The sequence below is a fragment of the Kinneretia sp. DJ1R-11 genome (genome assembly GCF_025717595.1).
In the GTDB taxonomy this organism is placed as follows: domain Bacteria; phylum Pseudomonadota; class Gammaproteobacteria; order Burkholderiales; family Burkholderiaceae_C; genus Paucibacter_A.
On record NZ_JAJIRR010000004.1, the window covers coordinates 135,166 to 157,942 of the forward strand.

General features: G+C 63.8%; 20 protein-coding genes. 7 read left to right on the forward strand and 13 right to left on the reverse strand.

The genetic code is table 11. The annotated features are described in order from the left end of the window. Positions 1 to 6: 6 nt before the first annotated feature. Entirely contained in the window at positions 7 to 1,233 is a 1,227-nt protein-coding gene (locus tag LNV23_RS09425) for a pyridoxal phosphate-dependent aminotransferase (RefSeq protein ID WP_263562757.1), read from the reverse strand. Between the two features lie 196 nt (positions 1,234 to 1,429). Between LNV23_RS09425 and LNV23_RS09430 the strand changes: the two genes are divergently transcribed. The 6 genes from LNV23_RS09430 (at position 1,430) to LNV23_RS09455 (ending at position 6,943) form a co-directional block, all read left to right on the forward strand. Further along, entirely contained in the window at positions 1,430 to 1,804 is a 375-nt protein-coding gene (locus LNV23_RS09430) for an Mth938-like domain-containing protein (protein ID WP_263562758.1), read from the forward strand. A gap of 152 nt (positions 1,805 to 1,956) precedes the next feature. Beyond that, the gene (locus LNV23_RS09435; protein ID WP_263562759.1) at positions 1,957 to 2,436 is read left to right on the forward strand and encodes a peroxiredoxin; all 480 of its coding nucleotides are present in this window, start codon (positions 1,957 to 1,959) and stop codon (positions 2,434 to 2,436) included. Positions 2,437 to 2,717: 281 nt separating this feature from the next. Further along, positions 2,718 to 4,463: a PhoH family protein gene (locus LNV23_RS09440; RefSeq protein WP_263562760.1), complete on the forward strand. Its 1,746-nt coding sequence runs from the start codon at positions 2,718 to 2,720 to the stop codon at positions 4,461 to 4,463. A gap of 75 nt (positions 4,464 to 4,538) precedes the next feature. Continuing rightward, the gene (locus LNV23_RS09445) at positions 4,539 to 5,375 is read left to right on the forward strand and encodes an HAD family hydrolase (protein WP_263562761.1); all 837 of its coding nucleotides are present in this window, start codon (positions 4,539 to 4,541) and stop codon (positions 5,373 to 5,375) included. Positions 5,376 to 5,660: 285 nt separating this feature from the next. Further along, positions 5,661 to 6,662: a hypothetical protein gene (locus LNV23_RS09450; RefSeq protein ID WP_263562762.1), complete on the forward strand. Its 1,002-nt coding sequence runs from the start codon at positions 5,661 to 5,663 to the stop codon at positions 6,660 to 6,662. Continuing rightward, positions 6,659 to 6,943: a hypothetical protein gene (locus tag LNV23_RS09455; RefSeq protein ID WP_263562763.1), complete on the forward strand. Its 285-nt coding sequence runs from the start codon at positions 6,659 to 6,661 to the stop codon at positions 6,941 to 6,943. The genes LNV23_RS09450 and LNV23_RS09455 overlap by 4 nt, the downstream gene beginning before the upstream one ends. A 10-nt stretch (positions 6,944 to 6,953) precedes the next feature. On the opposite strand, the gene LNV23_RS09460 is transcribed toward LNV23_RS09455, so the two are convergent. From LNV23_RS09460 to LNV23_RS09490, 7 genes are all read right to left on the reverse strand, one after another. Further along, positions 6,954 to 7,970, reverse strand: coding sequence for a 2-dehydropantoate 2-reductase (locus LNV23_RS09460; protein WP_263562764.1), 1,017 nt, complete (start codon positions 7,968 to 7,970; stop codon positions 6,954 to 6,956). A 19-nt stretch (positions 7,971 to 7,989) separates the two neighbouring features. Then, a complete protein-coding gene (locus tag LNV23_RS09465; RefSeq protein ID WP_263562765.1) occupies positions 7,990 to 9,516 on the reverse strand; it encodes a tripartite tricarboxylate transporter permease in 1,527 nt (508 codons plus the stop codon). A gap of 1 nt (position 9,517) precedes the next feature. After that, positions 9,518 to 10,039: a tripartite tricarboxylate transporter TctB family protein gene (locus LNV23_RS09470; RefSeq protein ID WP_263562766.1), complete on the reverse strand. Its 522-nt coding sequence runs from the start codon at positions 10,037 to 10,039 to the stop codon at positions 9,518 to 9,520. Between the two features lie 33 nt (positions 10,040 to 10,072). After that, positions 10,073 to 11,083, reverse strand: a complete 1,011-nt coding sequence (locus LNV23_RS09475; protein WP_263562767.1) for a Bug family tripartite tricarboxylate transporter substrate binding protein — start codon at positions 11,081 to 11,083, stop codon at positions 10,073 to 10,075. A gap of 53 nt (positions 11,084 to 11,136) precedes the next feature. Then, entirely contained in the window at positions 11,137 to 12,675 is a 1,539-nt protein-coding gene (locus tag LNV23_RS09480) for an acyl--CoA ligase (RefSeq protein WP_263562768.1), read from the reverse strand. A 63-nt stretch (positions 12,676 to 12,738) separates the two neighbouring features. Beyond that, on the reverse strand, positions 12,739 to 13,560 hold the full coding sequence (locus LNV23_RS09485) for a phosphate/phosphite/phosphonate ABC transporter substrate-binding protein (RefSeq protein WP_263562769.1): 822 nt from the start codon (positions 13,558 to 13,560) through the stop codon (positions 12,739 to 12,741). Positions 13,561 to 13,785: 225 nt separating this feature from the next. Next, entirely contained in the window at positions 13,786 to 15,771 is a 1,986-nt protein-coding gene (locus LNV23_RS09490; protein WP_263562770.1) for a M3 family metallopeptidase, read from the reverse strand. 362 nt (positions 15,772 to 16,133) lie between these two features. Between LNV23_RS09490 and LNV23_RS09495 the strand changes: the two genes are divergently transcribed. Beyond that, complete coding sequence (locus LNV23_RS09495) at positions 16,134 to 16,898, forward strand: C40 family peptidase (protein ID WP_318023221.1); 765 nt, start codon at positions 16,134 to 16,136, stop codon at positions 16,896 to 16,898. A 45-nt stretch (positions 16,899 to 16,943) separates the two neighbouring features. Here the strand turns inward: LNV23_RS09495 and LNV23_RS09500 are convergent, their stop codons facing one another. From LNV23_RS09500 to paaE, 5 genes are all read right to left on the reverse strand, one after another. Further along, positions 16,944 to 17,450, reverse strand: a complete 507-nt coding sequence (locus tag LNV23_RS09500; RefSeq protein ID WP_263519651.1) for a hypothetical protein — start codon at positions 17,448 to 17,450, stop codon at positions 16,944 to 16,946. A gap of 49 nt (positions 17,451 to 17,499) precedes the next feature. Next, the gene (gene paaZ, locus LNV23_RS09505; RefSeq protein ID WP_263562771.1) at positions 17,500 to 19,554 is read right to left on the reverse strand and encodes a phenylacetic acid degradation bifunctional protein PaaZ; all 2,055 of its coding nucleotides are present in this window, start codon (positions 19,552 to 19,554) and stop codon (positions 17,500 to 17,502) included. A gap of 220 nt (positions 19,555 to 19,774) precedes the next feature. Next, positions 19,775 to 20,953 carry an ABC transporter substrate-binding protein gene (locus LNV23_RS09510; RefSeq protein ID WP_263562772.1) on the reverse strand — a complete coding sequence of 393 codons (1,179 nt, stop codon included), beginning with the start codon at positions 20,951 to 20,953 and terminating at the stop codon, positions 19,775 to 19,777. 80 nt (positions 20,954 to 21,033) lie between these two features. Beyond that, entirely contained in the window at positions 21,034 to 21,657 is a 624-nt protein-coding gene (locus LNV23_RS09515) for a TetR/AcrR family transcriptional regulator (protein ID WP_263562773.1), read from the reverse strand. 39 nt (positions 21,658 to 21,696) lie between these two features. Continuing rightward, positions 21,697 to 22,776 carry a 1,2-phenylacetyl-CoA epoxidase subunit PaaE gene (gene paaE / locus LNV23_RS09520; RefSeq protein ID WP_263562774.1) on the reverse strand — a complete coding sequence of 360 codons (1,080 nt, stop codon included), beginning with the start codon at positions 22,774 to 22,776 and terminating at the stop codon, positions 21,697 to 21,699. Between the last annotated feature and the right edge of the window lies 1 nt (position 22,777).

The following is a 22,777-nucleotide window of genomic DNA, read 5'->3' on the forward strand; positions in this document are numbered from 1 at the left end:
GGAGGCTCAGGTGCCGTGGCGCTTGCGGTAATGGGCCAGGAAGCGTTCGATGCGGCCGATCGCTTCCTTCAGGTCGTCGGAATTGGGCAGGAAGACCAGGCGGAAGTGGTCGGGCGCCACCCAGTTGAAACCAGTGCCCTGGACGATCAGCACCTTCTCCTCGGCCAGCAGCTCGTAGGCAAACTGCTGATCGTCGGTGATTGGGTAGACCTTGGGGTCCAAGCGCGGGAACATGTACAGCGCAGCCTTGGGCTTGACGACGCTGACGCCCGGGATCTGGCTCAGCAGCTCGTAGGCCAGATCACGCTGGCGGCACAGGCGGCCGGTCGGGGCCACCAGGTCCTTGATGCTTTGATAACCGCCGAGGGCGGTCTGGATCGCCAGCTGGCCCGGCGTGTTGGAGCACAGGCGCAGCGAGGCCAGCATGTTCAGGCCCTCGATGTAGTCGCGGGCATGGCGCTTTTCACCGCTGACCACCATCCAGCCGGCGCGGTAGCCGCAGGCGCGATAGTTCTTGGACAGACCATTAAAAGTCACGAACAGCACATCGTCGGCCAGGCTGGCCATGCTGGTGTGGGTGTTGCCGTCGTACAAGGTCTTGTCGTAGATCTCGTCCGCGAAGATCAAGAGCTGGTGACGGCGAGCGATCTCGATGATGCCCAGCAAGAGGTCATCCGGGTACAGCGCACCGGTCGGGTTGTTGGGGTTGCAGACCATGATGGCGCGGGTGCGCGGCGTGATCTTGGACTCGATGTCGTTCAGGTCGGGCAGCCAACCCGCGCCTTCGTCGCAGAGGTAGTGCACCGGTTTGCCGCCGGACAGCCCCACCACGGCGGTGTAGAGCGGAAAGTCAGGCGCCGGGATCAGCACCTCGTCACCATCGTTGACCAGGGCGTTCATCGCCATCTGGATCAGCTCCGACGCGCCGTTGCCCAAGTAGACATCATCCACCGTCACGCCCTTGACGCCTTTTTCCTGCGTGTAGTGCACCACGGCCTTGCGCGGGGCGAACAGGCCCTTGCTGTCGGTGTAGCCGGCGGCATCAGGCAGGTTGCGGATCATGTCCTGCACGATCTCGTCCGGCGGCATCAAGCCAAAGGCGGCCACATTGCCGATGTTCAGCTTGATGATCTTCTGACCCTCGTCCTCCATCTGGCGCGCCTTGTCCAGCACAGGGCCACGGATGTCATAGCTGACGCTGGCGAGCTTGCTGGACTTGGCAATGGGCTTCAAGACGGGGACTCCTGGTGCGGTCGATTAAAGGATCAGTGTCTGCGCTGCGGCCATGGGCCTTCGATACTCATGTTGCAGTGCAAAACCATACAATTTAATCACAGGGCCACGGCCGCCAAGACGCCTGCCGCCTGAGAGTACAAGCAAGTGAGCCTTCGCAGGTCCCGGCGCTGTCGCCACCCCCTCCCCCGCCACGATGAAATTCCAACTCGACGAGCCGCAAGGCGGCAACATCATTTCGCGCCACGACGGACAAAGCGTCCGGGTCAATGCCGACGAACACCGCAGCAGTGTGCTGGTGCCCTGGCGCGGCGACGTGCAAGCCTGGGCGCTGACACGCTTCGAAGACTTGAGCGAAGCGCACTTTGAACAGATCCTGACGCTCAAGCCCGAACTGGTGATCTTCGGCAGTGGCAGCCGCATCCGCTTCGCCAATCCACGCCTCTACCGTTGCCTGATCGAAGCCCGCATTGGCGTCGAAACCATGGATCTGGCGGCCGCATGCCGCACTTACAACGTGTTGAGCAGCGAGAGCCGCGCGGTGCTGGCGGCCTTGTTGATCGAGGGCTGAGGCGCGCCGCCCCAGGTCTGCCACAAGATCACAGGCAGCAGCGCAAGGGCAATCCCCCTAAATGACGAAGCGCCGCCTCCCGGAGGGGACTCGTCAAAGGCCGTATAATCAACGGCTATGCCCAGCCGGGCACATCATACATAGAACGCCACATGACGCCAGCGCTCAACAAACCTCTCCCGGAAATTGAAGCCCTTGCCACCGGAGGCGTGAAGTTCACACCACATACCTATCAAGGTCAAGCCGTGGTGCTGTACTTCTACCCGAAGGACAACACCCCCGGTTGTACTACGGAAGCGATGCAATTTCGCGACCGGCACAAGGACTTCGTGAAAGCTGGCGCAGTTGTGCTCGGTGTTTCACGCGACAACATGGCCTCGCACGACAAGTTCAAGCAAACGCTGGAACTCCCCTTCGAGCTGATCGCTGACACCGAAGAGAAGCTCTGCCATATGTTTGGCGTGGTCAAGAACAAGATCATGTACGGCAAGAAGGTCAAGGGCATCGAGCGCTCGACCTTCTTGATCGACGCCTCGGGCGTGCTGCGTGCCGAATGGCGCGGCATCAAGGTGGCCGGCCATGTCGATGAAGTGCTGAAGGAAGTCAGCGCGCTGAAAAAGACCGCCGCCTGATCCACAGGACGGCAGCACCGCTGCCGCCGATACGAAGCCGGACCGGGCCTTGCCCGAGCCGGCTTTTTTCATGGGCCAGGCGAGTCGCTTGGATTGCCACGAGTCGTCGTCGGCATTGTGCATAATGGTTTCATGCCCGAGAGCCACGCAGCCCAAGATCAAATCCCATCAAGCCGCACAGCAGCCTGTGCGGCTTTTTGCTTTTTTCGCCGCTGCTGGCTTTTGCCGTCTCCCGATTCCGACAGCATGGCGGGCTCGCGCCCGTCAGAACACTGAGCACCATGCCACTGCCCAAGCCCCCGACCAAACGCGCCGCCCGCCTCGAGCCCACCGCCTTTGCAAACACCTTGGCGGTGAGCCCCAGCAAGGCTGAAGCGCCAGCCCCCAAACCCAGCCGCAGCAGCAGCGTCAGCAAGACGATCATCACCGCGCCGCTGCCCGTCACCCTCAGCGCCCCCGCGGCCAAGGCACGTCCGGCCGCCCCCAAGGCCGCGCCTGGCCAGGCCCTGGAAGCCTTGACGCCAACGGTCTATCCAGCCGACAAGCCCAAAGCCAGCCGGGCGGCCCCCGCCGCCGCGCCGGCGGCCAAGCCGAGCAAGGCCGGCCGCTCCAGCAAGGCCGGCGCCGCCGCGCCCAAGCTCTTTGTGCTCGACACCAATGTGCTGATGCACGACCCCATGAGCTTGTTCCGCTTCGAGGAGCACGACATCTACCTGCCCATGATCACGCTCGAAGAGCTGGACGGGCACAAGAAGGGCATGACCGAAGTGGCGCGCAATGTGCGCCAGGTCAGCCGCGAACTGGACAATCTGGCCGGAGGCCTGAAGAGCAGCGGCATCGAGGAAATGGCCAAGGGCCTGCCTCTGGACCACACCGGCCACCGCGAGGCCGGCGGCAAGCTGTTCTTCCAGACCCAGCTGATCGACACGCCCCTGCCCGCCGGCCTGCCCCAGGGCAAGGCCGACAACCAGATTCTGGCCGTGGTGCAGGCGCTGAAGATCCAGCAACCCGAGCGCGAAGTTGTCCTGGTGTCCAAGGACATCAATATGCGCATCAAGGCGCGTGCCCTGGGTCTGCCGGCCGAGGACTACCGCAATGACAAGACGCTGGAAGACTCCGACCTGCTCTACACCGGCGTGCAAGCCCTGCCGGCCGATTTCTGGGAGCGCCATGGCAAGACCATGGAAAGCTGGCAGCAAGGCGGCCTGACCTTCTACCGCATCAGCGGCCCCCTGGTGCCCTCGCTGCTGGTCAACGAACTGGTCTACCTGGAAGCGCCCGGCGCCGTGCCACTCTATGCCAAGGTGCTGGAGATCACCGGCAAGACCGCCGTGCTGCGCACGCTCAAGGACTACGGCAACCAGAAACATTCGGTCTGGGGCGTGACCGCCCGCAACCGCGAGCAGAACTTCGCCCTCAACCTGCTGCTCGACCCCGACTGCGATTTCGTCACCCTGACCGGCACGGCCGGCACCGGCAAGACCCTGATGACCCTGGCCGCCGGCCTTTCGCAGGTGCTGGATGAGCGCCGCTACAGCGAGATCATCGTCACCCGCGTGACCGTGCCTGTGGGCGAGGACATCGGCTTCCTGCCCGGCACCGAAGAGGAAAAGATGAGCCCCTGGATGGGTGCCCTGGACGACAACCTGGAAGTGCTGGCTCGTGGCGACAGCGCAGCCGGTGAATGGGGCCGCGCCGCCACCAACGACCTGGTGCGCAGCAAGATCAAGATCAAGAGCTTGAACTTCATGCGCGGCCGCACCTTTTTGAACAAGTTCGTCATCATCGACGAGGCGCAAAACCTGACGCCCAAGCAGATGAAGACCTTGATCACCCGCGCCGGCCCCGGCACCAAGATCGTCTGCCTGGGCAATCTGGCGCAGATCGACACGCCTTACCTGACCGAAGGCAGCTCGGGCCTGACCTATGCCGTGGATCGATTCAAAGGCTGGGCCCACAGCGGCCATGTCACGCTGGCCCGCGGCGAACGCTCGCGTCTGGCAGACTTTGCCTCCGAGGTGCTCTGAGCAACTCGCACCGATCGCGACTTTTCCGGGGCGGCTTCAGCCGCCCTTTTTCTTTTTTTGCAGCCTGATCCCGACATGACGCTTTACGTCTCCGACCTCGACGGCACCCTGCTCGACCCACAAGGCCGCCTCGCCGACAGCACCCGCGCCGGTCTGACCCGCCTGCTGGACCAAGGCCTGCTCTTCACCGTGGCCAGCGCCCGCCATGTCACCTCGATCCGCCACATCCTCGGCGATCTACCCCTGCGCCTACCCGTGATCGGCAGCAACGGCGCCTACCTCAGCAATATGGCCAGCGCCGAGCATGAAGTGGTCAACGCCATGGAACCAGCCCTGGCCCAGGCCGTGTTCGCCCTGATCCGCCAACATGACCTGATGCCCTTCGTCTCCACCCACGGCCCGCTGGGCGACCAGCTGTTTTACCAATCGGTGCACAACGAGGCGCAGCAGGCCTTTGTCACCGAACGCCAGCGCAATGCCGACCCGCGTCTGCGCCACAGCCCACGCCTGCAGGACGAGCTGCGCGACCCGGCCGTGACCTTTGTGGTGGTGGAGCGCGAGGCGCCGCTGGCGGCGCTGCAGGCGGACATCGACGCGCTCTGCGGCGACGCGGTGGAAACCCATCTGGCCGAGGACCTCTACAAGCCCGGCTGGCCCTGGCTGACCGTGCACGACCGGCGCGCCACCAAGGACCAGGGCATTCAGCTGCTGGCCCAACGCTACGGCCTGCAGGAACGCGAGGTGGTGGTCTTTGGCGACCATGTCAACGACATCAAGATGCTGCGCGCCGCCCACCGCGGCATCGCCGTGGCCAATGCCATCGAGGCGGTCAAGCAGGAAGCCCACCAAGTGATCGGCCCGCACCACGAGGATGCGGTGCTGCGCTTCATCGAGAGCGACTGGCGCCGCTGAAAACATGTGAGGGCATCGAAGGGAATCACCTTGTGGGGCCACCTCAGTCCGAGAACTCTGCGCCTGCGCAACCGCCACGATGACTTCTCGAATCACTGACCCAAAGGTCTGAAGCCGAACTATGTGACGCTCCATCCCTAAGCCAAGGCAGACCCCACCGAATAAAGGTGTAAGACCTGACAGGTTGAACGTACTGTTGACCACGACCTAGTCTTGATGAGCGCCCATCGGCTTTCCGACCAACTTAAGGCGCACTGAAACTGCAACCCACAGCAGGAGACTGAAATGGCCACTCGTCGAAACTTTCTTGGCAGCACGGTTTCTATCGTCATGTTTGGGCCAGCCTTTGCAGCGAACAATGACTGCGATGGCAAGCTCACCTCAAGCAATGGCCCCGACATCGTCAGCAACTTCACATCCCATGCATCGATTGCACCCGGCGCCCGACACGCTTGGGAGTTCCCAGACGCCATCAACAACAGCTTCCAGCACACGATTGAGAGCAATATCGAGGGCATGCCGACAGCGCAGCTGATGCAACTCCTGGCTTCTATGAGCGCCGCCGAGCTGAACGATTTAGCTTACGAGTACAGCAACGCGACAAGGAACAGCAGCAAGCAGGCCAAACTCCTGGACATCTTGGCATTTAGGTGTGACGCAGCGACCCTGGCCCGGATCGGAAGCCACTTTGGCTTCGCCGACACCTACGCTGCAGCTCTCAAAGTGTCGCCGACCTTGGCAACAAGCCTGTCACTGCAGCTCTCGCCTTTGACTCCCAGGGCCCAGTTCCCCAGTCACCCCGTCGGGCGCGGCCTGATTGCGTCGGGCAACACACCCGCTCCGAACATCGACATGACCATTCGGCAGATCTACCTCGACTATCGAACTGCACCCGTAGGATCGCTGTCGGTACGCGCCGCACTGTACGAGACCGCCAGCTTCGTAGGCACACGATTGGGACTGACATTTGGATACGGCTACGCCGTCGGCACGGCGATCAACCATGTTTGGTCGATCTACGCACCGGAGTCCTACGACGCCTTCTCCAACGTGCTCGGTCAGACGGTCGACTCGTTCATGAACACGGCCAGCGCCATCCTGAACGGCAAAGCCTTCGCCGACCTCTCCTTTGCTGCCCGTCTCCAACTTGGCGGCTTGCAGCGCCAACTCTTCCTCTCGGACGTTTTCGGTAGGCTGGGCACAAGCTCCATCTTCTACTCCCGCGGCGGCGACTTCGGTGTCAGCGGACCTTGGAAAGATCGCGAAGAGCGGGACACCTGCAAATGATGATCTCCAACACATCGCTGGTGCTCGCCTCACGCGGGCTGACATTGCTCATTGGCACCGTGGCGCTACTGGGCTTGCTGTGTGACTACTGCACGGCCGCCGGCCTGCTCCTCCATCTGATATACCCGATCCTGTTTGCCCTCTATGTGATCGCGATCCGGCGCGGCTTGGGGCTGAAAGAGCACTACGGCTACGGCCTCACTCGTAGGGTGGGTTTGGCGCTGGACAACGCGGCCTTGCTGCTTGCCGCATATGTACTCGTGAGCCAGTCTTTGCAATGATCATTCAAACTCAAAGATGCCGGATCACAAGCGCGCCCCGCTTCGCCTGCAATGTCTTCGCAAGCAGGCTGGTCACCGCATAGATGGCGTCGAGATTGGGCGTCACGGTCTCGGTGATACGGGCCAGCTCGACGACGGCGCCGAGCAAGGCTTCCAGCTCCAGCGCCCGGCCGGCCTCCACATCCTGCAGCATCGAAGTCTTGTGGGCGCCCACGGCCTCGGCGCCGGCGATGCGTTTGTCCAGCGAGATCTTGAACTGCACGCCCAGCTTCTCGCCCACCTGCTGGGCCTCGCCCATCATGCGTGCGGCCAGCTCGCGGCTGAGCGGGAAACGGCAGATGTCTTCCAGCGTGGCGTGGCTCAAGGCCGAAATCGGGTTGAAGCTCAGATTGCCCCAGAGCTTGACCCAAAGCTCGGCGCGGATGTCCTTGGCCACCGGCGCCTTGAAGCCGGCCCGCATCAGCGCTTGTGACAAGGCCTCGATGCGTTCGCTGCGCTGGCCGTCGAGCTCACCCAGGCTGAAGCGATTGCCCTCGATCAGGCGCACGCGCCCGGGCGCTTCCAGCTGCGCCGCCGGGTAGACGATGCTGCCGATCACCTGGGCCGCGGGCAGCGTGGCGGCGATGGCGCCGCCCGGGTCCACCGACTCCAGCACGCGGCCCTCATGCGGGCCGGCCAGGCCCTGGAAGTACCACCAGGGCAGGCCGTTGATCATGCTGACGATCAAGGTCTGCGGGCCGATCAGGGCCGGCAACTCGGGCAGCAGATCGACCAGCTGATGCGCCTTGACGGTCAACAGCACGACATCCTGCACGCCGGCTTCGGCCATGCGCTGCACCGCGCGCAGGTTCGGGCCGGCCGGCTGCGCCAGCTCGCGACCGTCTTCCTCGATCAGGGTGAAGCCCTGGGTCTGAATGGCGGCCAGGTTCTTGTTGCGGGCGATGAAGCAAACCTGCTCACCGGCCGCGGCCAGACGCACCCCGAGCAGGCCGCCGATGGCGCCTGCACCCACGATGGCGAACTTCATGCGCCTGCCCTCATACCGCTCATACGGCCTTCACCTCTTGTTGTGCATCTGCAGCTGGACCGCGGGCCCAGCGCTTGGCCACATCGAACAGCGGCCAAAGCAGCATCAGCAAAGCCAAGCCCGTGATGCCACCGACCAGGCCATTGGACCAAAAAATGCTGAGCTCGCCCTGCGAGAGCAGCATGGACTGGCGGAAGTTGGCCTCGGCCTTGTCGCCCAGCACCAGGGCCAGCACCAGCGGCGCCATTGGGTATTTGAGCTTCTTGAACAAATAGCCCAGCACGCCGAAGCCCAGCATCAGGTAGACATCAAACATGGAGCCATGCACGGTGTAGGCGCCGATGGCGCAGGTGACGATGATGACGGGCGCGATGATGGCAAAGGGCACGCGCAGGATAGCGGCCCAGAAAGGCACGGTCGTCAACACCACGATCAGGCCGACGATATTGGCCAGGTACATGCTGGCGATCAGACCCCAGACGAAATCCTTGTGCTCAGCGAAAAGCATGGGCCCCGGCTGCAGGCCCCAGATCACCAGGCCACCCAACAGCACGGCAGCCGTGGGCGAGCCTGGAATGCCCAGGGTCAGCATGGGCAACAAGGCCGAGGTGCCGGCCGCATGGGCGGCCGTCTCGGGTGCCACCACACCGGCCAGCTCGCCCTTGCCAAAGCCCTCGGGGTTCTTGGCCATGCGCCGCGCCACGCCATAACTCATGAATGAAGCGGGCGTGGCGCCACCCGGCGTGATGCCCATCCAGCAGCCGATGGCCATGGAACGCAAAAAGGTCTTCCAGTGGCGCAGCAGCTGTACCCAGGTCTGCCAGACCACACGCGGGCTGATGCGGGCGCTCTGGCCCTTGAAGGCCAGGCCCTCTTCCATGGTCAGCAAGATTTCACCGATACCGAAGAGGCCAATCACCGCGATCAGAAAATCGAAGCCCTTGAGCATATCGGTGAAGCCATAGGTCATGCGCAACTGGCCGGTCATGTCATCCATGCCCACGGCGGCCAGGGCAAAGCCCAGCAACATGGCAATGAGGGTCTTGACCGGCGCCTCCTGGCTCATGCCCACAAAGCTGCAGAAGGTCAGCAGTTGCACCGCAAACAACTCGGCCGGACCGAAGCGCAGGGCAAAGTGGGCCAGCAAGGGCGCGAGAAAGGTGATCAGCAGCGTGGCGAACATGGCGCCCACAAAGGACGAGGTGAAGGCCGCCGTCAGCGCCTGCGCCGCCTGGCCGCGCTGGGCCAAGGGGTAGCCGTCAAAGGTGGTGGCCACCGACCAGGGCTCACCGGGGATATTGAACAAGATGGACGTGATGGCCCCACCGAACAAAGCCCCCCAGTAAATGCAGGACAGCATGATGATGCCGGTGGTGGGGTCCATGGTGAAGGTCAGTGGCAGCAGGATGGCCACGCCATTGGCGCCGCCCAAGCCCGGCAGCACGCCGATCAAGACCCCCAGCAGGATGCCCACCAACATATAGCCCAGATTGGGCACGGTGGCGGCGACCGAAAAGCCGTGCAGCAGATTGGAAAAATCATCCATCTCAGAAGCCCAGCCAGTGTTCGATCGGCCCCTTGGGCAGGGGCTGGGTGAAGGCACGCTCGAACAGCAGGAACAGGCTGACACTCACAGCCACCGGCAGACCGACAAGCCAGGGCCAGCGATAGCCACCGTTGCGCCACATGAACCAGGCGATCAGCAAGCTGGCCGCCAGATACATACCCAGCCACGGGATGGCAGCGACAAACACCGCGGTGGGCAGCAGCACGGCCGCCACATCGCGCAGCTGCCCGCGCTCGGCAAACACCAAGCTGCGCAAGCGGGGCCAGCGCAAGAGCTGCTGGATCAGCAGCCAGGCCGAACAGCCCGCGAGAGCGACGCCGATGCGAAAGGGGAAGTAACCTGAGCGCGGCCCGTCATCGGCCCACCCGATGCCCAGCCTCAGGCTGTCCTTGACCACCAGCCCCGCCACAATGAGCAGAAACAGGGCCACGCCCAGCTCCACCCAACGCAGCTGCCAGGCCCCCGGCGCCACCTCGTTCTGCATTTCTTGTTCTTCCTGCATCACCTCGCCTCCCAGTCGAGATGGACTCCCGGCTCACTGCGCCATGAAGCCCGCTTCCTTCATCAGCACCCGGTGCAACTGCTCGTTCTTGCCCAGCCAATCGACAAACTCCGGGCCCTGCAAAGCGCTCTGCTTGAAGGCGCCCTTGGCCATGAAGTCCTTCCACTCGGGCAGAGCGCGCACCTTGGCCAGCAGCTCCTGGTAAAAGGCGGTCTGCTCGGCGCTGACGCCCGGAGGCATGAAAATGCCGCGCAACATCAGATAGCTGACCGGAATGCCTTGAGAGGTGCAGGTCGGCAGATCGGCCCAGCTTTGCGTCGCGGTGACCTTTTCCGGGTAGGGCATGCGCTGCTCGTCGAACACGCACAGCGGCCGCAGCTTGCCGGCCCGCCAGTGCGACTCGGCCTCGATGGGGTTGTTGACCGTCGAGTCGACATGCTTGCCCACCAACTGAACCGCCACATCGCCACCGCCCTTGTAGGGGATGTAGATCATCTTCTTGCCGGTGGACTTCTCCAGCATCACCGTGATGATCTGGTCCTCCTGCTTGGAGCCCGTACCGCCCATCTTGAAGCTGTTGACGTTCTGAGTCTTGACCGCATTGAAGTAGTCCTTGGCGGTCTTGTAAGGCGCGTCTTCATTGACCCAGAGCACGAACTGATCCAAAGCCATCATGCTGACCGGGGTCAGGTCACGCCAATTGAAAGGCACACCTGTGGCCATGGGCGTGGTGAACAAATTGGACAAAGTAATGACAAGCTTGTGCGGATTGGCCTTGTCGCCCTTGACGTCAAGAAAGCCTTCGGCACCGGCGCCGCCGGCCTTGTTGACGACCACCACCGGTTGCGGGCTCAGCTGATGCTTGCCGACCATGCCCTGGATGAAGCGGGCCATTTGATCGGCACCGCCGCCGGTGCCGGCCGGCACGATGAATTCGATCGGCTTGGTCGGAACCCAGCCCGCCGCCTGCGCCTGCCAGGCCGCCAGGCCCAACAAGGCGGCAAGCCAGAAGGGTTTGTTGTTCTTGTTCACACGCACTCCCATGACCCACTCTCCCTCTTTCGCTGATTGCAATGACTGTGTGCTGAGCTGCAAGCTCAAACCAGGCCGAGCTTCTGCGCCAGCCCGATGCGCTGCAACTTGCCCGTCGCCCCCTTGGGAATTTCATCCATGAACAGGATCTTGCGCGGCACCTTGAAGTCAGCCAGGCGCTGGCTCACAAAGTCCTGCAGCTCGCGCTCGCTGGCCGCAGCGCCTTCGCGCAAGACCACGACAGCGGCGACGTCCTCGCCCAGCTTGGCATGCGGCATGCCAAAGCACACCACCTGCGCCACGGCGGCATGGTCCATCAAGGCCTCGTCCACTTCGCGCGGGCTGATCTTCTCGCCGCCCCGGTTGATGATCTCCTTGAGCCGGCCGGTGATGGAGACATAACCCTCTCCATCCATGACACCTTGGTCACCGGTGCGGAACCAGCCGTGACTGAACGCCTCGGCATTGGCGCCGGGATTGCTCTGATAGCCTGCCGTCACATTGGCGCCGCGAATGACGATCTCGCCGGTTTCACCGTTCGAAAGAATCTGGCCGACCGCATTCATGATGGCCACCTCGGGGCCGGCAGCCACGCCCACCGTGCCCGGTTTGCGGGTGGCCGGCGGCAAGGGGTTGCAGCACATCTGATGGGTCGCCTCGGTCATGCCATAGGCCTCGATCAAGGGCGCGCCGAAGACCTGCTCCAACTCGGCGATCACCTGCGGCGGCATCGATGAGGACGAGGAGCGCATGAAACGCAGCGGGTGGCGGGCGATCACCTCGGCGTTCTTGCTGGCCCGGCTCAGAATCGCCTGATGCATGGTCGGCACGGCCGTGTACCAGCTCGGCGCCGCCTCATCCATCCAGGCAAAGAATTTCAGCGCATTGAAGCCCGGCGTGCAGAAGACCTGGGAGCCGGCCGACAGCGGCGCCAGCACCCCGGCGATCAAACCGTGGATGTGGAACAGCGGCATGATGTTCAGGCCGCAGTCGCTGGGCTGGAACTGCAAGCTCTGGCGGATATTGCGCGCCGAGGCGCAGAGATTGCGCTGCGACAGCGGCACGATTTTGGGCCGCGAGGTCGTGCCCGAGGTGTGCAGCACCATGGAGATGTCATCGGCCTGGGCATAGCCGCCCCGGAGCAGGCATGCCACAGCTGCGGGCGCGGCAGAAGAGCCAGCCTCCTGCAGGCTGAACTGCCCAGCCGGCGCACCCGCCTCCACCACCAACTCCAAAATGCGAACGCCGAGCTTGAGCGCCACCGCGACCGCAGGCGACTCACTGCCGCGCTCGACGATCAAGGCCCGCGCTTGCAGGTCGCCGAGATAGAACTCGAATTCGTCGGCACGATAGGCCGGATTCAGCGGTGCGCTGGCCACACCGCAGGCGCAGGCGAGGAAACAGGCGGCCATCTCCGGGCCATTGTTCAGAACCAGAGCGACCCGGTCATTGCGCCCCAAGCCCAGGCCATTGAGGCAAGCGACCGTGTCGGCCACGAGCTGGGTCAGCTGACCGTGGCTCAGGGCCGGCCGGCTCGGCGCGCGCAAGGCGGCGGCCTCGGGCGAACTCTGACGCAGCATTTCAAACAGGGAATCTTGGCTCATCGTTGCATCTCGTTCAGATCCAGGACCAGAAAGCTTCACGCCGCAGTGTCGCAGCGCAAGATGTCATTTCACATCCAGCCAAACACCAAGTTTCAGCAGTGCCGCCTGGTCGTAGGCTTCGAAGCCCTTCCATTTGGTGGGCTCCAGCTTCTTGCGGCCATCCTCGCTGCTGTCCAGGGCCAGGAAATAGGTGCGCACCTTCTCAAGCTGCTCCGCACTGAGCTGTGGGCTGGCAATGATGTGCTTGATGGGCACAGGCTTGGAGGCCATCAGCACCTTGCCGCCCTTCTCCTGCCATTCCTTGACCAGGGCATTGGACGCCGTGGCGCCGGCATGGGTCAGGCGGTTCTCGACAAAGAAGGGCACGGCGTCTTGGTAGCGTGTGTAAGTGATCTCCAACTGCTTGGGTGTCATGCCGTTGTCACGCAAGGTGGCTCGCACCATCATGGAAGTGATGGAATCCTCGTCAGGAGCGCCGAGGCGCAGACCCTTGAGCTCGGCCAGCGATTTCAAGGTGCTGTCGGCGCGAACCAGAAAGCTGGCCTTGTAGCCGGTGAAACCCTTGGTGACGGCCACCAGGCTGTAGCCCTGGTCGCGGATGGCAGCGATCGAGATATGAGCCGGATGGACCAAGGCCAGCTCCCAGCGCTTTTCGGCCAGGCCTTGGCGCAGCGAGGGGTAGTCGCCGACCGGCTCGATGGTGACAGGCTGACGCAGGAGCTTGCTGAGGTCTCCTGCGATGCCCTCGTAGCGGGCGCGAATCTCGCTCAAGGGCACCCGGTAGCTGACGCCTTCGTTGACAGCAAAGCTGAGAGCCTGGGCTGCCAGTGCGGGCAGCAGCAGGAGGCCAGACACAAAGATGGCACGCGCCGTGTGGTAGCTCAAGACGAGAACTCCGGTTGTCACAGATTTTTCAAAAACACCGCCAAACCTGTCATCTGAGCGGTGAGATGCCCGCGGGCGTAAGGTCCCGATGGGCGGCATTGTGCGGGTTTCATATGACCGTCGACGTAACAATTACCCTGAGCTGCAAGCAAATGAAAAAACCCGTAACTCCATGAAAGAGTTACGGGTAGGCATGGCGCAAGGTGGCCGCAATTGCGGCGATGATCAGCGGCTCAGGTAGTCGGCGAAGGCCTTGGCATTGCTGTCACGTTGAAGAAAGTCGCGCACCAGCTCAGGCGCCGGCTTCTGCCCTCCTTGCCCGAGCACGCTGTTGCGGTAGCGCAGGCCGGTCTCCGGGCTCAGCTTGTCGGCCGCGAAGGCGGTTCGCAAGTCCATGGCCACCACCAGGCTCCACAGATAGCCGTAGTAACCGGCCCCATAACCGCCTGCCACATGGGCAAAGCCGGCCGGGAACTTGCTGCCTTCCACATAGCCCTGGGGCGTCGCACCCTGCATCTTGGCCCACAGGACCAGAGGCTGCTGGTGTTCGGGCCCGTGCAGTGCCAGGTCATAGCTGGCGAACAGGTGCTGACGGCCGTACTGCGAGCCCTTGCCGAATTCCTTGGCGGCCACGGCCTTGTCCACCAGCGCATCGGGTACAGGCTTGCAGCTGGGGCAGACCTCAGCCATCAACTGGAGCACCTTTTTGTCGTAGACCCAGTCTTCCAGCATCTGCGAGGGGGCTTCGACAAAGTCCATCATCACACTGGTGCCGCCTTGCAGGGCGTAGTGGGTGTTGGACAGGTTGTTGTGCACGGCGTGGCCGAGCTCATGCAGCAGCGTCTCCATTTCACCCAGGGTCAGGCCTTTGCGGTTGAAGTTGACCACCAAGGCGGCCGTGGGCGTGCGGTCGATGCGGGTGGCGCTAGAGCGTAGCGGCCAGACCGCCGCGTGGTTGTACTTGGCCTCGCGCGGGAACAGGTCCACATAAAGCGTGGCCAAGGCCTTGCCGCTGGCGGCATCGCTGACGGCATAGGCCTGTGCCTCCGGGTGCCAGAGTTCGGCCGGCACGCGGGTGTACTTGACTCCCATCAAGCGCTCGATCACGCGCATGGCGAACTGCAGGCTTTCCTGAGCCGGGAAATACTCGCGAAAGGCCTCCTGGTCAACCGAGAACTGGCTCTGACGCAGGCGCTCGCTGTAGAAGGCGCTGTCCCAGGCCTGCAGCTGGGTGGCTTCCAGCGGCGTGCCCAGGTGCTCGGCCTTAGCGGCGCGAAGCTGGGCCATATCGGCGACTTCACGCTCGCTGACCTGGCGCTTCACCTCATTGAGGAACTTCCAGGCCGTGGCCGAATCCTTGGCCATGCGGCGGCGGAGATTGAAATCCACAAAATTGTTGTAGCCGAAGAGCTTGGCGAAGTCCTGGCGCGCTTGCGTGATCTCGTCCAGCAGCTTCAGATTGGCATCGCCACCTTCGCTGTTCTTGGCTCGCCACATGCGCTCGCGCGCGGCCGGGTCCTCGGCCATCTGTATCACCGGGCCCGAGCTCGGGTAATCGACGCCCAACACGATGCGCCCTTGCTCGTCGCGCGGCGCCTTGGACCAGACGCCCTCGGGCACGCCCTTCATTTCGGCCTCGCTGAAGCTCACCTTGACGCCAGCATCACGCAGGTTCTGGCTGAACTTTTGATCCAACTCGGCCAGTCGCATCAACAAGGTCCTGGCCTGTTTGCGCTTGGCGGGCGGCAAGGCCACACCGGCATCTTCAAAGCTGCCCAGACTGACGCGCTGCAATTCGCGGTCCAGGGCCGTGGGCGTGGGGACGCTCTTCAGTGCGCGGTAGATCTTCTCGTTCTGACCGAAAGCAGTGTTGTACTCGGACCAAACCATGGCGCAGGCCTGGGCCGCTTCGCGCACCGCCTTGTCCGGGTGCACATTGAGCACGAACTCGATTGGGTACTGCACATCTTCCTGCAGCGCGTAGTAGTCGTCGAACGCAGCCAGCCAGCCTGTGTCGAGCTTGCGGCGTTCCAGGGCCGCCAGGCGCTTCTTGGCGGCGGCCAAGCCACTGGCACAGGCTGTTTTGACTTGAGCGGCCGATTGGAATTGCGGAAAGGCCGGGCCCGGCAGGCTGGCGGCGTGGGCGCCATTCCAGAGGGAGGCGGTCAGCAGCAGCGCAACAGCGCCGGCCAACCAGGGGGCTTGCTTCATAAAGGGAGCTCCGAACGTGTGCAAATGGCCGCCGCAGCCCGGATCAGACCCGGCGGGAACGCGCGGATTGTGCCCCTTGAAAATCGAGCATGCCCGCGGGTTTGCGACAGGCCACAGCGCCTCCAGCGGCGCATGCGGCGCCGCAGACGGGCGCAGGCCGTGAAACCTTGCCGCAAAGCAATCGGCGCTGCCACAGACTGTGCGAGCATCTGTGTTCCAATTAAGGGTTAGCCCTAGGCTCTCGAGCCGTTTGGGGCCTGCTTTTCCGCCTTCACTGCTATCTGCGCCGGGATTTCCCTCGGTCGCCCGCCACTTTGCTTGACACCCGCAACAGCCCCCCCATAAGCTCCGCGCCGAACACCATGCTCGACGCAAGCCGCCACATCCCTGCCGCCACTGTCGCTCCGACCGGACGCGCCGTCTGTGCGCTGGCCGTTTGTGCGATGGCTGTTTGTGCGACTGTGGGTCTGTCCGGGGACGCACGGGCTCAGGCTTTGCCGCCGCCCGGCATGGTCACCGGGGCTTGGGGTCAAAGCCAGTTGTTGACGTCACCAGGCACGTCAGCCGCGGGCGGCACCGTGGCAGCCACCGCGCCCCTGGCCGCGGCCTCCGCCAGCACTTTGCCCGCGGCCACAGCCAACGATCCCGTCAGCCGCTTCCTGCAGGAACGCGGCTTGCTGGCCCAAGCCGAATCGAACAGCTTGTTGAATCAAGTGCGCGACACGGCCTCCGGCCTGGTGCTCTCGGCCATGAACTTCTTGGGCGTGCGTTACACGCGCGGTGGCAAATCGGTCGAAAGCGGCTTTGACTGCAGCGGCTTCACCCGCCACATTTTCGAACTCAGCGTGGGCATGGTGCTGCCGCACCGCGCCGACGAACAGGCGCGGCTGTCCAGCCTGCTGCCCATCAACAAGACCGAGCTCAAGCCCGGCGATCTGGTGTTCTTCAACACCATGAAGCGCACCTTCTCCCACGTGGGCATCTATGTGGGCGAAGGCAAGTTCATCCATTCACCGCGCGTCGGCGGCGCCGTGCGGGTGGAAGACATGCGTGAAGCCTACTGGGCCAAGCGCTTCACCGGCGCTCGCCGCGCCGACTTGAACGCAGCCGCGACCAAGGAAAAGTGACCGGGCAGCTCTCGCTGCTCACCCGTACACCAAATCAGCTGCCCCTCAGGGCCGCAGAAAGTCCTTGGCCACCCAGGCCAGCGCCGAGCTTTCCGTCAAGCGAAAGCCGGCATCGACTTTGAGCTGGGCCAGGGTGTCGCCATCGGCATTGCGAGCGGTCAGCGTGGCATACGGGTTGTCTTCATCGGGCACGATGTCCAGCAGCACCTGGATGCGCCCCTGCTCGGTATCCACCTTCAAGCTCTTGTGCAACTGGGCATGGAGCTGTTGCTCATGGCGACGAAGCACTTCGGAGGCTGTCTTCACCAATGTGTGAAAAGCCGGTGCCGACAAAGGCTTGGGGTTTTTCTTGTCCCGGCCCATGGTCCAAGGACCGACCAGGGCCGGCTCGGCCTCGCCGGCCAAGGTCATGGCCACGGCCCAGCCTTCGTCGTCTTCGTTCTTGACCACCTGGGCCGTCCAGCGCTCATCACGCCACAGCAGATCACTCTGCACCCAGGTGTCTTCTTCGTTCAACACCGCGCTCTGAGCGGCTTGCAAATGCGTGTTCATGGCCGCCACGGTATCACGGCGCCGGCCCGGGCTTGTCAGCAGTGGACGCTCAAGCCGCCTTCTTGGCCACCAGGGTCAGGATGTCATAACTGGCCACCAACTCGCCACGCTGGTTCATCACCTGCACATCCCAGGCCACCACGCCTTGCGGCGGCTGGTCCGGGCGATTGCCGCGGTCGATGCGGCGTTTGCAAGTGAGGCGAGCCTGGATGGTGTCACCGATCGCCACCGGGTTCACAAAGCGCAAGGTGTCGAGGCCATAGTTGGCCAGCACCGGGCCAGGCGCCGGCGACACAAAGAGGCCGGCCGCCGCCGACAGCACGAAGTAGCCATGGGCAATGCGCTGGCCGAACTGCGTGTCCTTGGCCGCCACTTCGTCGAAGTGCATGTAGAAGTAATCGCCCGAGACGCCACCGAAATTGACGATGTCGGCCTCGCTGACGGTGCGGCGGTGGGTCAGCAGGGAATCGCCGACCTGGATCTCTTCGAAATACTTGCGGAAGGGATGGACGGCATCCTCCTGCACGCGGCCTCCGCGCTGGTACTCGCCAGTGATGGCGCTCAGCATGGTCGGGCTGCCCTGCACCGCGCAGCGCTGCAGATAGTGTTTGACCGAGCGGATGCCGCCCAATTCCTCGCCACCGCCGGCGCGGCCGGGGCCGCCATGCTTGAGCTGAGGCAAGGGTGAGCCGTGGCCAGTGGATTCCTTGGCGGCGTCGCGGTCCAGCACCAGCAGGCGGCCGTGGAAGGCCGCGGCGTGATAGACCGCCTGCGCGGCAATCGCCGGCGTCTTGGTGACTACCGAGCCGACCAGGCTGCCGCGACCCTTGGCGGCCAGGCTCAGGGCCTCGTCCAGTTCCTGATAAGGCATCAAGGTGGACACCGGGCCGAAGGCCTCCAGGTTGTGGACCTGCTCGTTGGCAAAGGCATCGCGGCAAAGCAGCAAGGTGGGCGCGAAGAAGGCACCCTCGCCGACGCCCTCGCCCACCGGCGCAAAGCCGTCTTTGGCGCCGAACACGACTTCATTGCCGGCGCTCAACAAGGCCACGCGCTCGGCCACATCGGCCTGCTGAGCCTTGGAGGCCAGGGCGCCCATGCGCACGCCCTCCACGGCCGGGTCACCGATCTTGATCTTGGCCAGGCGCGCACGCAGGGCCTCGGCCACCGCATCGATGTGGCGTGCGGGCACGATGGCGCGGCGGATGGCGGTGCATTTCTGGCCCGTCTTGGCCGTCATCTCGCGCGCCACCTCTTTCACGAAAAGCTCGAACTCAGGGTCGCCCACCTCCACATCGGGCGCCAGGATGGCGCAGTTCAGGCTGTCCGCCTCGCCGTTGAAGGGGATCGAGCGCGCAATCAGGTTCTTGTTGACGCGCAGCATGGCGGCGGTATCGGCCGAGCCGGTGAAGGTGACCATATCGGTCTCTTCCAGGCGGTCCAGCAAATCGCCCGAGCCGCCCACGATCAGCTGCAAGCTGCCGGCCGGCAGCAGGCCACTTTCATGGATCAAACGCACACAGGCCTCGGCCACGAAGGATGTGGCGGTGGCCGGCTTGACGATGCAAGGCATGCCCGCCAGGAAACTGGGCGCGAACTTCTCCAACATGCCCCACATGGGGAAGTTGAAGGCATTGATGTGCACTGCCACGCCACGTTTGGGCACCAGGATGTGGGAGCCAATGAACTGCCCTTCCTTGCTCAGCGGGATGGCCGGGCCCTCATGGAAGACGTTGCTGGACGGCAGCTCACGCCGGCCGATGCTGGCGTAAGCGAACAAGGTGCCGATGCCGCCTTCGATGTCGATCCAGTTGTCGCTGCGCGTGCCGCCGGTGTGGGCGGAAATGGCGTACAGCCCCTCCTTGCGCTCCATCAGGTAATTGGCCAAGGCCTTGAGGCGGGCGGCGCGCTGCTGGAAGTCCAGGGCCAGCAAGGCGGGCAAGGCCTGGCCCCGCGCATAGCTCAGACTCTCGGCAAAGTCGATCTCATCCGCATGGGTCAGCGCCACCGGCCGGCCGTTGACCGCGCTGTGCAGAGCACGGGCCGCCTGGCTGCCGATCCAGCGGTTGGCAATCAGGCTTTGAAGAATGGGAGGGGTGGCGCTCATGGCGTTTGTGTTTCTTTGGATGGATTTCAAAAGGGGCCCGATCGGGCCCCTGACTCAAAAAATACTGTATCTGGCGGAAAGCTTGACGGGGTTTTTCGTCGCGAGCGGCTGTCAGGCAAGGCGACCGAAGCGAAAGGACCGGAACGTACATCCTGTCCGTGAGGATCCTGCAGCGCCGGTCAACGCAGCATGGCAGCCGCGCAGTAGAAAAACCTCAAGCTCAGGGCTGGTAGAGCCAAGTCCCTTTATCGATCTTCACCATCACCCGCGCCCGCTGGTCCAGGCCCAGGTGATCGGTCGGCGACATATTGAACACGCCATGTGCGCCGGGCAGTTCCTTCACGCCCTCCAACGCATCGCGCAGAGCGGCGCGGAAAGCCGGCGTGCCCGGCTGCGCTTTTTTCAGCGCCACCGGCAAGGCCGCCTGCAGCAGCAGACCGGCGTCCCAAGCATGGCCGCCGAAGGTCGAGACCGTGCCCTTGCCGAAAGCAGCCTCGTACTTGTTCACATAGTCTTGCGCGCTCTTCTTGACCGGATGATCGGCCGGCAGCTGACTCACCACCAGCACGCCGCCGCTGGGCAGGAAGGTGCCTTCCACATCCTTGCCGCCGACACGCAAAAAGTCGTTGTTGGCCACGCCATGAGTTTGATAGTACTTGCCGGCATAGCCTCGCTCACGCAGCGACTTTTGCGGCAGCACGGCCGGCGTGCCGGAGCCCGCGATCAGCACCGCATCGGGCTTGGCCGCCACCAGCTTGAGCACCTGGCCAGTGACCGAGGTGTCCGTGCGGTTGTAGCGTTCGGACGCGACCAGCTTCAGGCCCTTGAGCTCGGCGATCTTGCTGAACTCCTGGAACCAGCCCTCGCCATAAGCATCGGCAAAGCCGATGAAGCCCACGGTCTTCACGCCTGCCGAAGCCATGTGCTGGGCGATGGCCAGGGCCATCATGATGTCGTTCTGCGGGGTCTTGAAGACCCAGCGCTTCTTGGCGTCCACCGGGTCGACGATGCGGTTGGAGGCCGCCATGGAAATCATGGGCGTGGCGCCCTCGACCACGGCGTCGATCATGGCCAGGGAATTGGGGCTGGTGGTCGAGCCGATCACGACATCGACCTTGTGCTCGGTGATCAGCTTGCGCGTATTGGCCACGGCCGAGGTGGTGTCGGAGGCATCGTCGAGCACGATGTAGTTGACCTTCTGGCCGGCGATGCTGGTGGGCATCAGGCTCAAGGTGTTCTTCTCCGGGATGCCCAGGGAAGCGGCCGGCCCGGTGGCCGAGACAGTAACGCCGACATTGATGTCGGCCAGGGCCTGGGCGCACAGCAAGAGTCCAGCGGTCAGGCTCAGCCAGGTCTTGCGGTGTGACGACGATGGGTGCTTCAGCGAAGTGGCATTCATGCTCGTACTGTCTCCTGTGTGTTGTCCGTGAAAAGAGGCGTGCCTAGGCAAGCCAGCCATGGTCCGCCGCCAAGCCTTCATCAAGCTTGCAAGGCCTGCGCCCCAGGCTCGGCTTGCACCGCGCCCAGTCCGCCAAAGAACAGATCGGCCACCATGGGGGCGACCGCCTCATAGGTCAGCTCACCATCGGGCTTGAGCCAGGTGAAGGTCCAGTTGATCATGCCAAAGAGCAGCATGGTCAGCGGCTTGTGCAGCTTGACCGCCTGCAGCTCGGGCCGCACGGCCGCCACGCTGTCGGCAAAGGCCGCGACCACACGGCGCTCAATCGCCGTCAGGCGCAAGCGGTCGGCTTCGTCCAGGAACTTCACATCTTCCGTCAGCACCCGGTGCTCGTTCTGCGCTTCGCCATAGGCCTGCACAAAGCGGGCGATCAGGGCGCGCAACTGAGCCTCGGGGGCCAGCTCTTGCGCCAGCACCTCCTGCACCAAGGCCTCCAGATCCTGTACATGGCTCTCGCAGATCTGCACCAAGAGCTCGTGCTTGTCACGCACATAGTGGTACAGCGTGGGCTTGCTGACCGCACAGGCCTCAGCCACGGCATTCATCGAAGTGCCGGCGTAGCCCTGGTGGGCGAACAGGCGCGCCGCCTCGCGCAAGATCTGCTCACGCTGATTCTCAAAACCAGGGGCGCGTCCGCGTGCCATCAGCTTGCATCCATCGGTGAACGGGAGCGCGACATCAATTCAACGTTCATCGAAAGAAATCACCACACGTGGCGTCAACGCATGGGCCTGGCAGCTGAGGATGAAGCCGGCAGCGACTTCATGCTTGTCGAGCGCGAAGTTCTTGTCCATGCGCACCTCGCCTTCGAGCAGCTTGCAGCGGCAGGTCGAGCAGACCCCGCTCTTGCAGGAGAAGGGCACATCCATGCCGGCACGCGCGGCGGCGTCGAGCAGGCTGGCATCGCTCTTGGCGAATTCGATCTCACGGCTGAAGCCGTCGCGAATCACCGTCACGCGGGCGCTGTCGGCGTCGCCGGCCAGGCTTTGGTGGGGTGCGGGCTGGCCCGCCTGCATCTCGGGCGTGCCGAAGCGCTCAACATGAATGCGTGCCTCGTCCACACCCGAGGCCCGCAGCGTGGCCTCGGCCGCCTCGTTCATCTCGAAAGGCCCGCAGACATAGGCCTGGTCGATGCTGGACGGCGGCAAGACCGTGGCCAGAAAGACCGCCAGCTTGCCCGCATCGATGCGCCCCGCTTGCAGCGGCGCATCGACCTGCTCGCGCGAGAACACCGGGTGCAAGGACAGCCGCGTCATGTAGCGGTTCTTCAGGTCCTCGATCTCCTCCTTGAACATGGTGGAGGCCTGGGCCCGGTTGCCGTAGATCAGCGTGAAGCGGGCCTCGGGGTCGCGCGCCAGTACCGTCTTCATGATGGACAGGATGGGCGTGATGCCCGAACCGGCAGCGATGCCAACATGATGCTCGCCGCGCCCGGCCAGAGCCTGGGCACCGAAGCGCCCCTGGGGCGGATAGCTTTCGATCACCGCGCCGGCCTTGAGCTCGCCATGCACCCAGGTCGAGAAGGCACCGCCCTCCACCCGGCGCACGCCCACGCGCAGTTCGCCATCATCGGCGCCAGCACAGATGGAATAGGAGCGGCGCAGGTCCTGGCCCTCCACCTCATGGCGCAGGGTCAGGTATTGCCCGGGCACGAATTGGAAATCGGCTTGCAGGCTGGCAGGCACCTCGAAGCTGAGGATCACGGCGTCGTCAGTGTCGGGTGTGACCGAGCTGACTTTGAGGGGATGGAAATGCAGACTCATC